At 73.4% G+C, this 13,855-nt stretch carries 10 protein-coding genes; 5 read left to right on the top strand and 5 right to left on the bottom strand.

Features of this window, described 5'->3' with window-relative positions:
- Positions 1 to 5 precede the first annotated feature (5 nt).
- Entirely contained in the window at positions 6 to 2,075 is a 2,070-nt protein-coding gene (locus LOC65_RS17920; protein ID WP_230248542.1) for a transporter substrate-binding domain-containing protein, read from the bottom strand.
- 319 nt (positions 2,076 to 2,394) lie between these two features.
- Entirely contained in the window at positions 2,395 to 3,420 is a 1,026-nt protein-coding gene (gene hrcA, locus LOC65_RS17915) for a heat-inducible transcriptional repressor HrcA (RefSeq protein ID WP_230248541.1), read from the bottom strand.
- Positions 3,421 to 3,467: 47 nt separating this feature from the next.
- On the opposite strand from hrcA, the gene LOC65_RS17910 reads away from it, so the two are divergent.
- From LOC65_RS17910 to LOC65_RS17895, 4 genes are all read left to right on the top strand, one after another.
- On the top strand, positions 3,468 to 4,343 hold the full coding sequence (locus LOC65_RS17910) for an NAD kinase (protein WP_230248539.1): 876 nt from the start codon (positions 3,468 to 3,470) through the stop codon (positions 4,341 to 4,343).
- A gap of 216 nt (positions 4,344 to 4,559) precedes the next feature.
- The gene (gene recN, locus LOC65_RS17905; protein ID WP_230248537.1) at positions 4,560 to 6,218 is read left to right on the top strand and encodes a DNA repair protein RecN; all 1,659 of its coding nucleotides are present in this window, start codon (positions 4,560 to 4,562) and stop codon (positions 6,216 to 6,218) included.
- Positions 6,219 to 6,327: 109 nt separating this feature from the next.
- On the top strand, positions 6,328 to 7,209 hold the full coding sequence (rapZ, locus tag LOC65_RS17900) for an RNase adapter RapZ (protein ID WP_230248754.1): 882 nt from the start codon (positions 6,328 to 6,330) through the stop codon (positions 7,207 to 7,209).
- Between the two features lie 249 nt (positions 7,210 to 7,458).
- A complete protein-coding gene (locus LOC65_RS17895) occupies positions 7,459 to 8,076 on the top strand; it encodes an LON peptidase substrate-binding domain-containing protein (RefSeq protein WP_230248536.1) in 618 nt (205 codons plus the stop codon).
- On the opposite strand, the gene mutY is transcribed toward LOC65_RS17895, so the two are convergent.
- The 3 genes from mutY to mutM all read right to left on the bottom strand — a co-directional run bounded on the left by mutY (position 8,066) and on the right by mutM (position 12,015).
- On the bottom strand, positions 8,066 to 9,124 hold the full coding sequence (gene mutY / locus LOC65_RS17890; RefSeq protein ID WP_164962900.1) for an A/G-specific adenine glycosylase: 1,059 nt from the start codon (positions 9,122 to 9,124) through the stop codon (positions 8,066 to 8,068). The genes LOC65_RS17895 and mutY overlap by 11 nt on opposite strands.
- Positions 9,124 to 11,106, bottom strand: coding sequence for a dynamin family protein (locus tag LOC65_RS17885; protein WP_230248534.1), 1,983 nt, complete (start codon positions 11,104 to 11,106; stop codon positions 9,124 to 9,126). Before LOC65_RS17885 ends, mutY begins: the two co-directional genes overlap by 1 nt.
- 84 nt (positions 11,107 to 11,190) lie before the next feature.
- Positions 11,191 to 12,015 carry a bifunctional DNA-formamidopyrimidine glycosylase/DNA-(apurinic or apyrimidinic site) lyase gene (mutM, locus tag LOC65_RS17880; protein ID WP_009858316.1) on the bottom strand — a complete coding sequence of 275 codons (825 nt, stop codon included), beginning with the start codon at positions 12,013 to 12,015 and terminating at the stop codon, positions 11,191 to 11,193.
- Between the two features lie 16 nt (positions 12,016 to 12,031).
- Between mutM and LOC65_RS17875 the strand changes: the two genes are divergently transcribed.
- Positions 12,032 to 13,849, top strand: a complete 1,818-nt coding sequence (locus tag LOC65_RS17875) for a tetratricopeptide repeat protein (protein ID WP_230248532.1) — start codon at positions 12,032 to 12,034, stop codon at positions 13,847 to 13,849.
- Positions 13,850 to 13,855: the final 6 nt, after the last annotated feature.

Here is a 13,855-nt window from a genome sequence, read left to right as displayed (position 1 = left end):
CCGCCCTACTCGGTGAACTTCACCGCGTTGCCGCACAGGTTGAGCAGCACCTGGCCCAGACGCAGCGGGTCGCCGACGAGACGGCGGGGCACCTCGGGGCCGAGGTCGACGACGAATTCCAGCCCCTTGGCTGCGGCACGCGCGGCGAGCTGGTCGCAGACCTCGCCGACGACCTCCTCGAGGTCGAACTCGCGCCGCTCGATCTCGAGCTTGCCGGCCTCGATCTTGGAGAAGTCGAGGATGTCGTTGATCGTCGCCAGCAGGCTGCGGCCGGCGGACTGGATCTTCTGCAGGTAGTCGCGCTGGCGCGGGCTGAGCTCGGTGTTCAGCGCCAGCGCGGTCATGCCGATGATCGCGTTCATCGGCGTGCGGATCTCGTGGCTCATCGTCGCCAGGAAGGCGCTCTTGGCAGCGCTGGCGGCCTCGGCAAGCTCCTGGGCACGCTTGAGCGGCGTGATGTCGGCGAGCGTGACGACCATGCCGTCGCCCAGTTGCTGGCCACCGGCCAGCAGCACCAGGTCGAGGCCGCCGCGCACGCGCACGCGGCACTCGATCTCGTGCACGCGCCCGCCTTCGCGGGCCGCGCGTTCGACCGCCTCGCGCCAGGCGCGCTGCATCGCCTCGCGCGCGGCGTCGTCCGGGCAGACCAGGCGCCACCAGGCGTCGAAGCTGCCGAGTTCGTGCTCGTCGACGCCGAACAGCTCGCGGAAGGCGACGTTGCTCGACTCGACGACCTCGCCGCGCAGGTACAGCATCGGCAGCGGCGCAGCGTCGCTCAGCGCCCGCAGGCGGCGGTCGCGTTCGGCGATGACCTCGCGTTCGCGGGCCTGCAGCAGCGCCTCCTCGGCGGCGCGGCGCCGGGTGATGTCGCGCGACAGGGTCAGCACGTGGCCGGTGGCCTTGCGCGTGGTCGACAGCTCGAACCAGTGCGGCTGGCCGCCGATGTCGAGCTCCATCGTCCGGCCGTAATCCGCACCGTCGCGCAGCGCCACGGCGATCGACTCCAGCACGATCGCCGCGGCGTCGGCGGGCAGGACCTCGCCGACGCGGCGGCCGATGATCTCGTCGGAGTCCCGGTACAGCAGCCGGGTGCTGCTGCCGCCGGAATAGACGTCCAGGTATCGGCCCTGGGCGTCGAACTCGAACAGCAGGTCGGGGATGGCCGACAGCGTCGCGGCCAGGTTGGCGCGCACCGACTCGGCGACCGCGTGCGCGTTGCGCAGCTCGCCCAGCGCGTCCTGCAGCTCGGCGGTGCGCCCGGCCACGCGCCGGCGCAGCGAGACGTTCCACAGCAGAAGCGCCCCGCCCAGCGCCAGCACGCCGGGGGCGATCCACCACAGCTGGTCGACGTAGGACGCACCGCGCAGCGGCTCGCCGAACCAGGCGATGCGCAGCGCCTCGTCCTCCTCGGGCGAGATCGCCGCGACGCCCCGGTCGACCAGCGCCAGCGTCGCGCTGTCGCCCTTGCGCACGGCGCGGTGGAACTGCCCGGTGTAGAGCTGGAACGCACGCTTGAACTCGCGTTCGGCGCCGAACTTGTAGAGGTAGAAGTTGGCCGGGGCCTGGTCGAGACAGAACAGGCGCACCTCGGCGCGCTTGGCGCCGGCGATCAGCGCGTCGTAGTTGGCGTACTCGACGAGCGAGTCGATGCCGTGCTCGTGCAGCTTGTCGATGCAGGCGTCACCCGCCTGCACACCCACCGGCAGACCCTTCAGCGTGGCGACGCTGTTCACCCCGCTCAGCCCGACGTGGCTGTAGATGTTGACCGGCAGCTGCGCGTGCGGCGAGGAGAAGTCGTAGATCGCCTCGCGCGCCGGGGTGCGGTAGATCAGGTCGATGACGTCGGCCTCGCCGGCCTGCACACGCCGCTGGGCCTCGACCCAGCCGGTGGCGATCAGCTCGACGCGCACGCCGGTGCGGCGCTGCCAGAGTTTCCAGTAGTCGACCAGATAGCCCTGGACCTGGCCGTCGGCGTCACGGAACAGGAACGGCGGGTAGTTCTCGTCGCTGATGACGCGCAGCCCGCGGTCCTGCGCCAGCGCGTTGCCGGCGGCGACAAAGGCGAACACGAGCATCGCCAGGACATGCGCGAACCGGGGCGGATGGAAGACCGCAGGGCACCGAGGCTCCGTGAGACGACGAACGCGAACGAACAACCGAACTCCCGTGGCGGAGACCGGGTGATCGCCCCCGCCAGACTGGCCTGCGGACGGCGTCTGTCGCGCCGGGTCCGCGCCGGAGAAGATGGCGACCGCGCCTTCGCTGCACGCGGCTCAACGCGGTTTATACCGGCCACACCGTTGCAGCGTGTATCGGCTCGCCCCCCACGGGGCTGACATTTCTCAACGCCGGGCCGGCAATCCCTCACACGCAGGCGGTCTGCGTGGCGCGCGCTCAGCGCGAGGACAGCGCGTTGCCCACCAGCCGGGCGGTGATGTCGACGATGCGGATCATGCGGTCGTAGGCCATGCGCGTCGGGCCGATGACGCCCAGCGTGCCGACGATGCGCCCGTCCACCTCGTAGGGGGCGGTGACGACCGACAGCTCCTCGAACGGCACGACCTGGCTCTCGCCGCCGATGTAGATGCGCACCCCCTCGGCCCGGCTGCTGACGTCGAGCAGCCGCATCAGCTCGGTCTTCTGCTCGAAGACGTCGAACAGCCGGCGCAGCCCGGCCATGTCGTGGCCCAGGTCCTGCACGCCCAGCAGGTTGTGCTCGCCGGAGACGACGACGTTCTCGCTGCGCCCGGCCAGCTCCTCGCCGGCCTGCACCGCGGCCTGCATCAGCTGGGCGATCTCGCCGCGCAGCGCGTCGACCTCGTGTTTCAGGCGCTCGCGCACCTCCTCGATCGCCAGCCCGGTGTAGTGGGCGTTGAGGAAGTTGGTGGCCTCGATCAGCTCGGCCTGGGTGTAGTCGCGGGCGGTGAAGATGACGCGGTTCTGCACGTCGCCGTCGGGCGCGACGAGGATCACCAGCACGCGGCGTTCGCCCAGGCGCAGGAACTCGATGTGGTGGATCAGCCCGGCCTTGCGCGGCGCGCTGACGACGCCGACGAAGCTCGACAGGTTGGACAGCAGCGAAGCCGCCTGGGCGATGACACGCTGCGGCTGGTCGGGATGCAGCTGCTCGCGCGCGGCGGCCAGCTCCGGGGCGACGGTCTGCAGGTCGATCGGGCGTGCGGTGAGCATCGTGTCGACGAACAGCCGGTAGCCGCGCGCCGTCGGGATGCGGCCGGCGCTGGTGTGCGGGCTGGCGATCAGGCCGAGCTCTTCCAGGTCGGCCATCACGTTGCGGATCGTCGCCGGCGACAGGTCCAGCCCGGAGGCGCGCGACAGCGTGCGCGACCCCACCGGCTGACCGTCGGCGATGTAGCGCTCCACGAGGGCTTTCAGCAGCGTCTTGGCGCGGTCGTCGAGCATGGTTTCGGATTGTAGGGAGCAGTTTTCCCTATGGTGTAATGCGCCGCATGCCGGCCCCGTTCCGCCATGCCGCGATCGTCGGAAAGTACCAGGCACAGGGCATCGCCCCGGTGCTGCTGGAGCTTGCGCGTTTCCTGCAGCAGCAGGACGTCGCGGTGTCCTTCGAGCGCGAGACCGCCGAGGCCACCGGCATCGCCGAGTTCGGCGCCCACGACGCGCAGTCGCTGGGCGAACGCTGCGACTTCGCCGTCGTCGTCGGCGGCGACGGCACGATGCTCGGCATCGCGCGCGAGTTCTCGCGCCACAACCTGCCGCTGGTCGGCATCAACCAGGGCCGGCTGGGTTTCATCACCGACGTGCCGGTGGGCCAGTACAAGGAGGCGCTCGCGACGCTGATCGCCGGCGACTACGAGGAAGAGCATCGCTCGATGCTCGAAGGCCAGGTCTTCCGCGACGGCCAGCCGATCCACGAGGCGCTGTCGCTGAACGACGTGGTGGTGGCGCGCGGCGTCACGGCCAGCATGGTCGAGCTGCGGGTCGACGTCGACGACGACTTCGTCGCCAACCTGCGCTGCGACGGCCTGATCATCGCCACGCCGACCGGCTCGACCGCCTACGCGCTGTCCGCCGGCGGGCCGATCCTGCACCCCGGCATCGCCGGGCTGGTGTTCGCGCCGATCGCCTCGCACACGCTGTCCAACCGGCCGATCGTGCTGCCCGACAGCGCGACGGTGCGCATCACGCTGGTCGCCGGCCGCGACGCCTCGGCGCACTTCGACATGCACAGCCTGGCCAGCCTGCAGCACGGCGACTGCGTGCTGGTGCAGCGCTCGGCCTACAAGGTTCGTTTTCTTCATCCGCGCGGCTGGAGCTACTACGCCACCCTCCGCCGCAAGCTGCGCTGGTACGAAGGCGTAGTGTGATGGCCCCCCCCGAAGCGCCTTCGGCGCGCCTTGCAGGCCGCGCCGGGCCGGTGACCCGGCCCTGCAGCTGGCGCGCACGGTCCACCGGACCGTGCACGTCCCGCCGCAGCCCCCCAGGGGGCGCCGCCAGTGGCCCGGCGAAGCCGGTCCACGGCGGCAGCTTGAGACGCCGAATTCCTGACGCTGCCTTGTTGCTTGGCAACCTGACCGACTGACATGCTCCGCCGACTTTCTCTTCGCGACGTCGTCATCGTCGAACGCCTGGAGATCGAGCTGGACGCCGGCTTCAGCGTGCTCACCGGCGAGACCGGTGCCGGCAAGTCCATCCTGATCGACGCGCTGCAGCTGGCGCTGGGCGCTCGCGGCGACGCGGCGCTGGTGCGCGAAGGCGCGGCACGCGCCGAAGTGGCCGCCGAGTTCGACGCCCCGCCTTCGCTGGCCGCCTGGCTGGACGAGGCCGGCTTCGCCGCCGAGCCGACGCTGCTGCTGCGCCGCACGATCGACGCCCAGGGCAAGAGCCGGGCGTGGATCAACGGCAGCCCGGCCACCGTGACGCAGCTGCGCGAAGCCGCCGACCATCTCGTCGACATCCACGGCCAGCACGCCTGGCAGAGCCTGACGCGCCCGGCCGCGGTGCGCGCGCTGCTCGACGCCCAGGCCGGTGCCGACACGCGCCCGCTGGCCGCCCGCTGGGCCGCCTGGCGCCAGGCGCTGGCCGCACTGGACGCCGCCCGCGCGCAGCGCGACACGCTGGAGCGTGAACGCGAGCGCCTGGCCTGGCAGATCGGCGAGCTCGACAAGCTCGCGCCGGGCGAACACGAGTGGGAGGAGCTGAACGCCGAGCACCAGCGGCTGGCGCACGGCCAGGCGCTGCTCGACGGCGCCCGCGCGGCGCTGGACGCCACCGCCGAAGGTGAACCCTCTGCCGATGCGCTGATCGCGCGTGCCATCGACGCACTGGAGGAGGTGCAGCGCTACGACGCCGAGCTGGCCTCGGTCGTCGAGGTGCTGCGCGGCGCCCAAGCGCAGCTGGAAGACGCCGCGCACACGCTGGGCAGCTACCTCGGCCGCCGCGAACCGGACCCCGAACGCCTGGCCGACCTGGACGCGCGCCTGGGGGCCTGGGTCTCGCTGGCGCGGCGCTACCGCCGCCAGCCGATCGAGCTGCCAGCGCTGCTGGCCGGCTGGAAGGCCGAACTCGCGGCGCTCGACGCCGCCGCCGACCTCGACGGCCTCGAACGGGCCGCCGCCGAAGCCGAACGCGCCTGGCGCGACGAGGCGAAGAAGATCAGCCGCGCCCGCGCCAAGGCCGCGCCCAAACTCGCCGACGCGGTGACGCAGGCGATGCAGCAGCTGGGCATGGCCGGCGGGCGTTTCGAGGTCGCGATCGTGGCGCAGGACGAACCGCAGGCCTACGGGCTGGAGAACGTCGAGCTGCGTGTCGCCGGCCACGCCGGCAGCACGCCGCGTGCGATCGCCAAGGTCGCCTCGGGCGGCGAGCTGTCGCGTCTGGCGCTGGCGATCGCCGTGACCACGGCCGCCAACGCGCCCGGCGACGGCGCGCAGACGCTGATCTTCGACGAGATCGACGCCGGTGTCGGCGGCGCCGTGGCCGACAGCGTCGGGCGGCTGATGAAGCAGCTCGGCGGCACGACGCAGGTGCTGGCCGTGACCCACCTGGCGCAGGTCGCGGCCTGCGCCGACCATCATTTCGTCGTCGCCAAGGCGCTGCAGGGCCAGGCCACGGTCAGCGAGGTGCGGCCGGTGGCCGGCGAGGCCCGCGTGGCCGAAGTCGCGCGCATGCTCGGCGGCGAACGCCTGACCAGCACCAGCCGCGCCCACGCCGAGGCGATGCTGGCAGGGAACGCACGATGAGCCCTCGGGACCTGCCGCGGGCTCGTTCCTGCCGGGCCGCAGCGGCCGCAGGCCGAAGGGAGTTCCAGTGAGCGGATTCGTCGACCCGCCGCCCAGCGAATGGGCGCCGCTGCCCGACGGCAGCGGCAACGAGATCTTCCTCGTCACCGGGATCTCCGGCTCGGGCAAGTCGATCGCCCTGCACGCGCTCGAGGATGCCGGCTACTTCTGCGTCGACAACCTGCCGCCGGAGCTGCTGCGCGAGTTCATCCGCCTGGAGCACGGCCGCTGGACGCGGCGCGTGGCCGTCGCGGTGGACGTGCGCACCGTCGGCTCGCTGCCGCTGCTGCTGCCGCTGATCGACGAGTTGCGCGCCGAAGGGCTGAAGGTTCGTTCGCTGTTCCTGGACGCCAGCACCGACGCGCTGGTGCGGCGCTTCTCCGAGACCCGCCGGCCGCACCCGCTGTCCTCGGTGCCGGCCGGCAACGACGCCGCGCGCGCGCTGGTCGAGGCGATCGAGCTCGAACGCGAGCTGCTGGCGGGGCTGCGCGAGAAGTCCACCGTCATCGACACCAGCCAGCTGCGCCCCGGGGTGCTGCGTGCCTGGGTGCGCGGGCTGGCCGGCGCACGCGAGTCGGCGCTGACGCTGGTCTTCGAGAGCTTCGCCTTCAAGCAGGGCGTGCCGCTGGACGCCGACTTCGTCTTCGACCTGCGTGCGCTGCCCAACCCGTACTACGTGCGCGAGCTGCGCGCGCTGACCGGCCGCGACGAGCCGGTGGCCGCCTACCTGCGGGCGCAAACCGATGCCGGCGAGATGCTCGAGCAGATCGCCACCTTCATCGAACGCTGGCTGCCGGCCTTCGAGGACAACCAGCGCAGCTACCTGACGGTCGCGCTGGGCTGCACCGGCGGCCAGCACCGCTCGGTCTACGGCGTCGAGCATCTGGCCCGGCGCTTCGAAGGCCGCCAGGCCACCTTGATCCGCCATCGCGAGCTCGACGCCCGTGGGTGAAATGACGGCCCCCGGCCGCCTGGCGGCCGCCCTTGCAGGGCGCGCCGGCCGGGGACGGCCGGCTCTTCGCCAGGCGCAGACAGTCCTCCGGACTGTCTTCGTCCGGGCTCAGCCCCAAAGGGGCTCCGAATCCGACCGGGAGACCCGGATCGGATCCGGCCCGTATGCCACGGGCGCTCCCCCTGCCCGCCAGTGGCGGGCTGTCCCCGGGGGGAAGACCTCCGCAGGCCAACAGGCGAGGGGTTGTCGATGAGCCCAACGGGACTGATGCCGCTGTTCCCGCTGCAGGCCGTGCTCTTTCCCGGCGGGCTGGTCGGGCTGAAGGTCTTCGAGGCGCGTTACCTGGACCTCGTCGCACGCTGTCTGCGCGAAGGCACCGGCTTCGGCATCGTCTGCCTGCAGCAGGGGCGCGAGACCGGCACCGCGGCGCAGGGCGTGAAGCTCGAAAGGGTCGGCGTCGTCGTGCGGCTCGACGAGGTCGACGCCGACGGCCCCGGGCTGCTGCGGGTGCTCGGCACCGGGCTGGAGCGGTTCCGCCTCGCCGGCACACCGGCGCAGCAGCCCGACGGGCTCTGGACCTGCGAGGTCGAGGACATCGCCGCCGACGCGCTGCGTGCGCCGGGCGAGGCGATGCAGCCGACGGTGCAGGCGCTGCAGGAGGCGATCCGCAAACTCGACGAACAGGGCCACCAGCCGTTTGCCGAGCCCTACCGCTTCGACGACGCCGGCTGGGTGGCCAACCGCTGGTGCGAGCTGCTGCCGGTGCCGCTGTCGGCCAAGCAGAAGCTGATGGAACTCGAGGATCCGGTGATCCGGCTGTCGATCGTCGACGGCTACCTGCGCGACAAGTCGATCGTCATCGGCTGAGCACCGCGTCGGCTTCGAGCAGGCGCCGCACCGGCGCCGGCAGCCCGGCGGCCAGCGCCTCGGCACGCGTGAACCAGCGCCCGGCCGGCAGCACGGCTTCGACGGCGCCCGGCTCGGCGGCCAGCGCCGGCGGCAGCGTCCAGCGCAGCGGCTCCAAGGTCCAGTCCAGGTGCGTCAGCACGTGCACGAACGGGGCCAGCCAGGCGCCCTGCCCCGGCCAGCCGGAGACGAGCGCCTCCAGATCCTCGGCCGACTCGTACTCGGGCAGGCTCCAGAGCCCGGCCCAGACGCCGCTGTCGGGGCGCTGCACCAGCCAGACCGCGTCGGCGCGCTGCAGCCACAGCAGCGCGTGGCGGCGCCGGCCGCGGCGCAGCGTGCGCGTCTTCACCGGATAGCGTTCGGGCGCGCCTTCGGTGCGCGCGACACAGACCTCGGCCAGCGGGCACAGCAGGCACTGCGGCCGGCGCGCCAGGCAGACGGTCGCGCCCAGGTCCATCAGGCCTTGCGTGTAGCGCTCGATGTCCTGCTCGGGCAGCAGCGCCTCGGCTTCGCGCCACAGCGCCCGCTCCTCGGCCGGGCGTGCCAGGTCGCCGCCGAAGCCGATCGCGCGCGTCAGCACGCGCTTGACGTTGCCGTCGAGGATCGCGGCGCGCTCGCCGTAGGCGAAAGCGGCGATCGCCGCGGCGGTCGAGCGGCCGATGCCGGGCAGCGTCGCCAGCGTCGCGGCGTCGGGCGGGAAACGCCCGCCGTGTTCGGCGACGACGGCCTGCGCGCAGCGGTGCAGGTTGCGCGCGCGGCTGTAGTAGCCCAGCCCGCTCCACAGCGCCAGCACCTCGTCCAGCGGCGCGGCGGCGAGCGCGGCGACGTCGGGAAAGCGCTGCAGGAAACGTTCGTAGTAGCCGAGCACCGTCGCCACCTGGGTCTGCTGCAGCATCACCTCGGACAGCCAGATGCGGTACGGGTCGCGCGTGTTCTGCCACGGCAGCGTGTGGCGGCCGTGCGTGCGTTGCCAGCGCACGACGCGCGCGGCGATCGTGGTGTCGGGCATCAGGCGGCGTCGCGGGCCAGCGGCGCGGCCGCGGACGCCTCGACGGGCGCCCGCTCGAGGCCCTCGGCGTCGCGCGCCGCGGCCACCAGGTCGGCGACGACGCGGTCCAGCCCGACCTGCAGCGCGACCAGGTGCTGGTCCTGCTGCTCGACCTCGGCAATGCGCCCCTCGAGCTCGCCGGCGGCCGACTGGATGCGCACCAGCGCCTCGCGGCGCCGGCGGAAGCCCCGGCGGCGCTCGCGCAGCTGCTCGTCGACCTGCGCCGACTGCGACTGGCTCCAGACCTCGACGTCATGCGCAGCGCGCTCGAAGACGACGCGCAGCTTGGCCAGCAGCATGCGCCGGAACTGCTCGGCCGAGCCCGGCATCGCCATGCGCCAGCCCTGGGCCAGACCGAGGTAGCGGCCGTAGTTCTGCTCGAGCTGGTCGAGCTGGTCGACGTAGGCGTTGAGCAGCGGCGGCGGCTGCAGCGCGAAGGCGAAACCGTGTTCGGCGTTGAGCTGCACGAAGCTGGAGTCCAGCATGCGCCGCATCTCGTCAGTGCGTGCGCTGGCGTCGCCGAGCGTGGCGCGCAGGCGCTTGAACAGCGTCGCGAAGCTCTCGCGCGCGCCGGCGGTGAAAGCCCGCCCGCCGATGGCCGACAGCATCGCCGAGACCTCGGTGCGCAGCGCGTCGCTGCCCAGGCGGTCGAGCAGCGCAGCGAGCTGGCGCGTCTGCACCAGCCGCAGCGCCGCCAGGCGCTTGACGCAGCCGTCGAACTCGGCCGACTCGGCCTCGACACGGTCGAGCATCAGCCGCACCTTGGCGGCGCTCTTGCCGCGCAGGCCGCGCAGCTCCAGCAGCTGCTCGGCGAGCTGGCGGCGGCGGTCGGCGAGGCGGCGCGACGCGGCGCTGCGCATCTGCTGCGCGCAGCCGGCCGCCGCCTGGGCCAGCACCTCGTGCTGGCGCGGGATCAGCTCGGCGGTCAGCGCCGACTCCAGCGCCGGCAGGCGGCTGCGCTCCAGCGCCGCGGCGTCGCCGGCCACGCGCGCGGCCAGCGCCTCGCGCGCCGACAGCGGAAAGACACGCGAACGCGCCACGCCGAGCGAGGCGGCGCTGGCGTCGCGCTGGCGCTCGATCTGCGCGGCGACGACGGCCGGCTCGGCCAGCGGATCGGCCAGCGTGTCGATCTTGTTGAGCACGACGAACCGTTCGAGCCCGTCGCTGCCCAGGTGCTCGCGCCAGATCGCGAGGTCCGAACGCGTGACGCCGGCGTCGGCCGCGAGCACGAACACGCAGGCATGCGCCGACGGCAGCAGCGACAGCGTCAGCTCGGGCTCGGCGCCGATCGCGTTGAGGCCCGGCGTGTCGAGCACGACCAGCCCGCGCGACAGCAGCGCGTGCGGGAAGTTGATCAGCGCGTGGCGCCAGGCCGGCACCTCGACCTGGCCGTCGGCCAGCAGCGGCGGGTTGTCCTCGGGGCGCTCGTCGTGCCAGAAGCCCAGCGCACGCGCCTCGCCAACGGTGACGCGGCGCGAGCGCGTCACCGCTGCCAGCGTGGCGGCGAGCTGCTCCGGGTCCTGCGGATCCAGCGGCAGCGACTGCCAGGCCTCGTCGCGGCGGCGCAGCTCGGCCAGCGACAGGCCGGCCAGCCGGGTCTCGATCGGCAGCAGCGACAGCCGCGGCGGCTGCGCCGGGTCGTGGAACAGCTCGACCGGGCACATCGTCGTGCGCCCGGGAGTCGCCGGCATCACGCGGCGGCCGGCCGCCGCGAAGAAGATCGCGTTGATCAGCTCGGACTTGCCGCGCGAGAACTCGGCCACGAAGGCCAGCACCACGCGCTCGGCCGCCAGCCGTTCGCGCAGCGTGGCCAGCAGCTCGGTCTGCGCCGCGTCGACCAGTTCGTGATCGGCCAGGAAACGCGCGAACACGGCCACGCGGCGGTCGACGTCCTGCCGCCATGCGGCCAGGGAGTCGAGCGTCGAGACCAGGGAACTCTTCATGGCGCGGCCGATGCTAGCGCAGCCCTCCGCGCGCCCGGGCGCGCGGCGCCGCGTCAAGGAAACAAGCTGCGCAATCCGTCGCGTTCAGGGACGCTGGCAGGCGGCGCAGAAATAGGTGGCGCGCTGCGCCTGCACGACACGCCGCACCGCGGCGCCGCAGCGCGGGCAGGGTTCGCCGGCACGGCCGTAGACCCGGGCATGGTGCTGGAACTCGCCGTTCATGCCGTGGGCATCGCGGAAGTCGCGCAGCGTCGAGCCGCCCAGCTCGATCGCCTGCGCCAGCGTCTCGCGCAGCGCCTGCAGCAGCCGCGCCGCGCGCAGCGGGCCGATGCGCCGGCACGGCGTCGCCGGGTGGATGCCGGCCTGATGCAGCGCCTCGCAGGCGTAGATGTTGCCGGCGCCGACGACGATGCGCCCGGACAGCAGCATCGCCTTGATCGGCGTGCGATGGCGCTGCAGCGCGGCATGGAAGGACTGCGGCGTGAGCGTGGCGTCGAACGGCTCGGCGCCGAGCGCGGCCAGCAGCGTCGCCGCCGGCGGGTCGGCGGTGGACGGCGACCAGACGACGGCACCGAAGCGCCGTGGGTCGGTCAGGCGCAGCGTGCCGTGCGAGGTGACGAGGTCGAAGTGGTCGTGCGGGCCGGGCGCCGGCGCGGCCGGGTGCAGCGCCAGCGAGCCGGACATGCCCAGGTGCAGCAGCAGCCCGCCGCCGCAGCCGCCGAGCAGCGGCAGCCAGAGGTACTTGCCGCGCCGCTGCACCGGCAGCACGCGGGCGCCGAGCAGGGCCTGCGGCGCGACGCCCAGCGGCCAGCGCAAGGCCTTGCCCAGGCGCACCGCCAAGACCTCGGCACCACGCAGCGGCTCGTCGATGCCCCTGCGCGTGACTTCGACTTCGGGCAATTCGGGCATGCGGCATTATGTCGAGATGCCTTGCCGTTCCCTTGTCGCCGCGCGTCGCCGCGGCGCCCGTCCGCTGGCCGCCGCGCTGGCCTTCGCCGCCGTCTCTGCCTGGGCCCAGGGGGCCGTCGCCACATCGCCCCCGGCACCACCCGAGGTGCGCAACTCGGCCCTCGACGCGCCGCTGTTCTACCAGCTGCTGATCGGCGAGATCGAGGCCCGCCAAGGCCAGCCGGGAGCCGCCTACCAGGTGATCCTCGACGCCGCGCGGCGCAGCCGTGACGAGCTGCTGTTCCGCCGCGCGGTCGAGATCGCGCTGCAGGCCCGGGCCGGCGAGGAGGCGCTGACCGCCACACGCGCCTGGCGCACGGCGCTGCCGCGTTCGCAAGAGGCGCTGCGCACCGAGCTGCAGATCCTGTCGGCGATGAACCGCCTGGACCAGGCCGCCGAACCGTTGCGCGCGCTGCTGGCGGCCGCGACCCCGGCCGAGCGCAGCGGCATCATCGCCGCGGTGCCGGGTTTCCTGCAGCGTGCGGCCGACCCGGCGCGCGGCGCCCGGCTCGTCGAGGAGGTGCTCGCACCGTACCTGGAGACCCCGGCGACGCGGGTGGCCGCGCAGATCGCGATCGGCCGCGCGCGGCTGACCGCAGGCGACGGCACGCGCGCGCTCGAGCTGGCGCGCCAGGCGCATGCCGCCGACCCGGCGGCGCAGGCGCCGGTGCTGCTGGCACTGGAGCTGCTGCCCAGCCGGCCCGAGGCCGAGCCCATCGTCACCGACTACGCCGCCCGCCCCGACGCCGAGCCGGCGCTGCTGCTGCTGTACGCGCGGGCGCTGACCAGCACGCAGCGTTATGCCGAGGCGCTGCGCCAGCTCGAAACCGTCACCCGGCGCAAGCCCGATCTCGCGCCGCCCTATCTGACGCTGGGCGCGCTGCACCTGGAGCTCCGGCACGCCGCCCAGGGCGAGGCCGCGCTGCGCCGCTACCTGGAGCTGACCGAACCCGCCGCGGCGCCGGCGTCGGCCGCGAGCGCTGCCGCCAGCGGCGGCGGCGAAGACGACCGCTCGCACGCGCCGGCCCAGGGCCGCGTCCAGGCCTGGCTGATGCTGGCGGCCTCGGCCGAGCAGCGTGGCGACTACGCCGCCGCCGAGCGCTGGCTGGCGCGTGTCGACGCCCCCGAGCGTGCGCTGGAGGTCCAGACCCGGCGGGCGTCGATGCTCGCGCGCCAGGGCCGCGTCGACGACGCGCGCCGGCTGCTGCAGGCCATGCCCGGCAGCGAGCCGAAGGACCTGCGCGCCCGGCTCGACGCCGAGGCGTCGATGCTGCGCGGCGTCAAGCGCTGGAAGGAGGCCTACGAGGTGATGGGCCAGGCACTGAAGCTGCAGCCCGACGACCCCGAACTGCTCTACGAACAGTCGATGCTGGCCGAGAAGCTCGGCCGCATCGACGAGATGGAGCGCCTGCTGCGCCGCGTCATCGAGCTCAAGCCCGACAACGCGCACGCCTACAACGCGCTGGGCTACTCGCTGGCCGATCGCGGCCAGCGCCTGCCCGAGGCCCGCGACCTGATCGCCCGGGCGCTCGAACTCGCCCCCGGCGACCCGTTCATCACCGACAGCCTGGGCTGGGTCGAGTTCCGCCTGGGCAACCGCGCCCGGGCGCTGGAGCTGCTGCAGCGCGCCTACGCCTCGCGCCCCGACGCCGAGATCGCCGCCCACCTCGGCGAGGTGCTGTGGGCCGACGGCCGCCAGGACGAGGCGCGGCGCGTCTGGGCCGAGGCCCGTGGCCGCGACGCCGACAACGAGGTCCTGGTCGAGACCCTGAAGCGGCTGAAGGTGCGGCCGTGAGCGCGG

The sequence above is a fragment of the Rubrivivax sp. JA1055 genome (assembly GCF_020966565.1).
Classification (GTDB): domain Bacteria; phylum Pseudomonadota; class Gammaproteobacteria; order Burkholderiales; family Burkholderiaceae_C; genus Rubrivivax; species Rubrivivax benzoatilyticus.
This window is presented reverse-complemented; position numbering and strand designations above follow the sequence as displayed.

Coding starts and splice junctions, on each gene's coding strand:
- LOC65_RS17910 (WP_230248539.1), top strand. CDS start 3,468: ATGCCGGCCCCGTTCCGCCATGCCGCGATCGTCGGAAAGTACCAGGCA.
- LOC65_RS17885 (WP_230248534.1), bottom strand. CDS start 11,106: ATGAAGAGTTCCCTGGTCTCGACGCTCGACTCCCTGGCCGCATGGCGG.
- LOC65_RS17875 (WP_230248532.1), top strand. CDS start 12,032: ATGCCTTGCCGTTCCCTTGTCGCCGCGCGTCGCCGCGGCGCCCGTCCG.
- LOC65_RS17895 (WP_230248536.1), top strand. CDS start 7,459: ATGAGCCCAACGGGACTGATGCCGCTGTTCCCGCTGCAGGCCGTGCTC.
- LOC65_RS17920 (WP_230248542.1), bottom strand. CDS start 2,075: ATGCTCGTGTTCGCCTTTGTCGCCGCCGGCAACGCGCTGGCGCAGGAC.
- mutY (WP_164962900.1), bottom strand. CDS start 9,124: ATGCCCGACACCACGATCGCCGCGCGCGTCGTGCGCTGGCAACGCACG.
- recN (WP_230248537.1), top strand. CDS start 4,560: ATGCTCCGCCGACTTTCTCTTCGCGACGTCGTCATCGTCGAACGCCTG.
- mutM (WP_009858316.1), bottom strand. CDS start 12,015: ATGCCCGAATTGCCCGAAGTCGAAGTCACGCGCAGGGGCATCGACGAG.
- hrcA (WP_230248541.1), bottom strand. CDS start 3,420: ATGCTCGACGACCGCGCCAAGACGCTGCTGAAAGCCCTCGTGGAGCGC.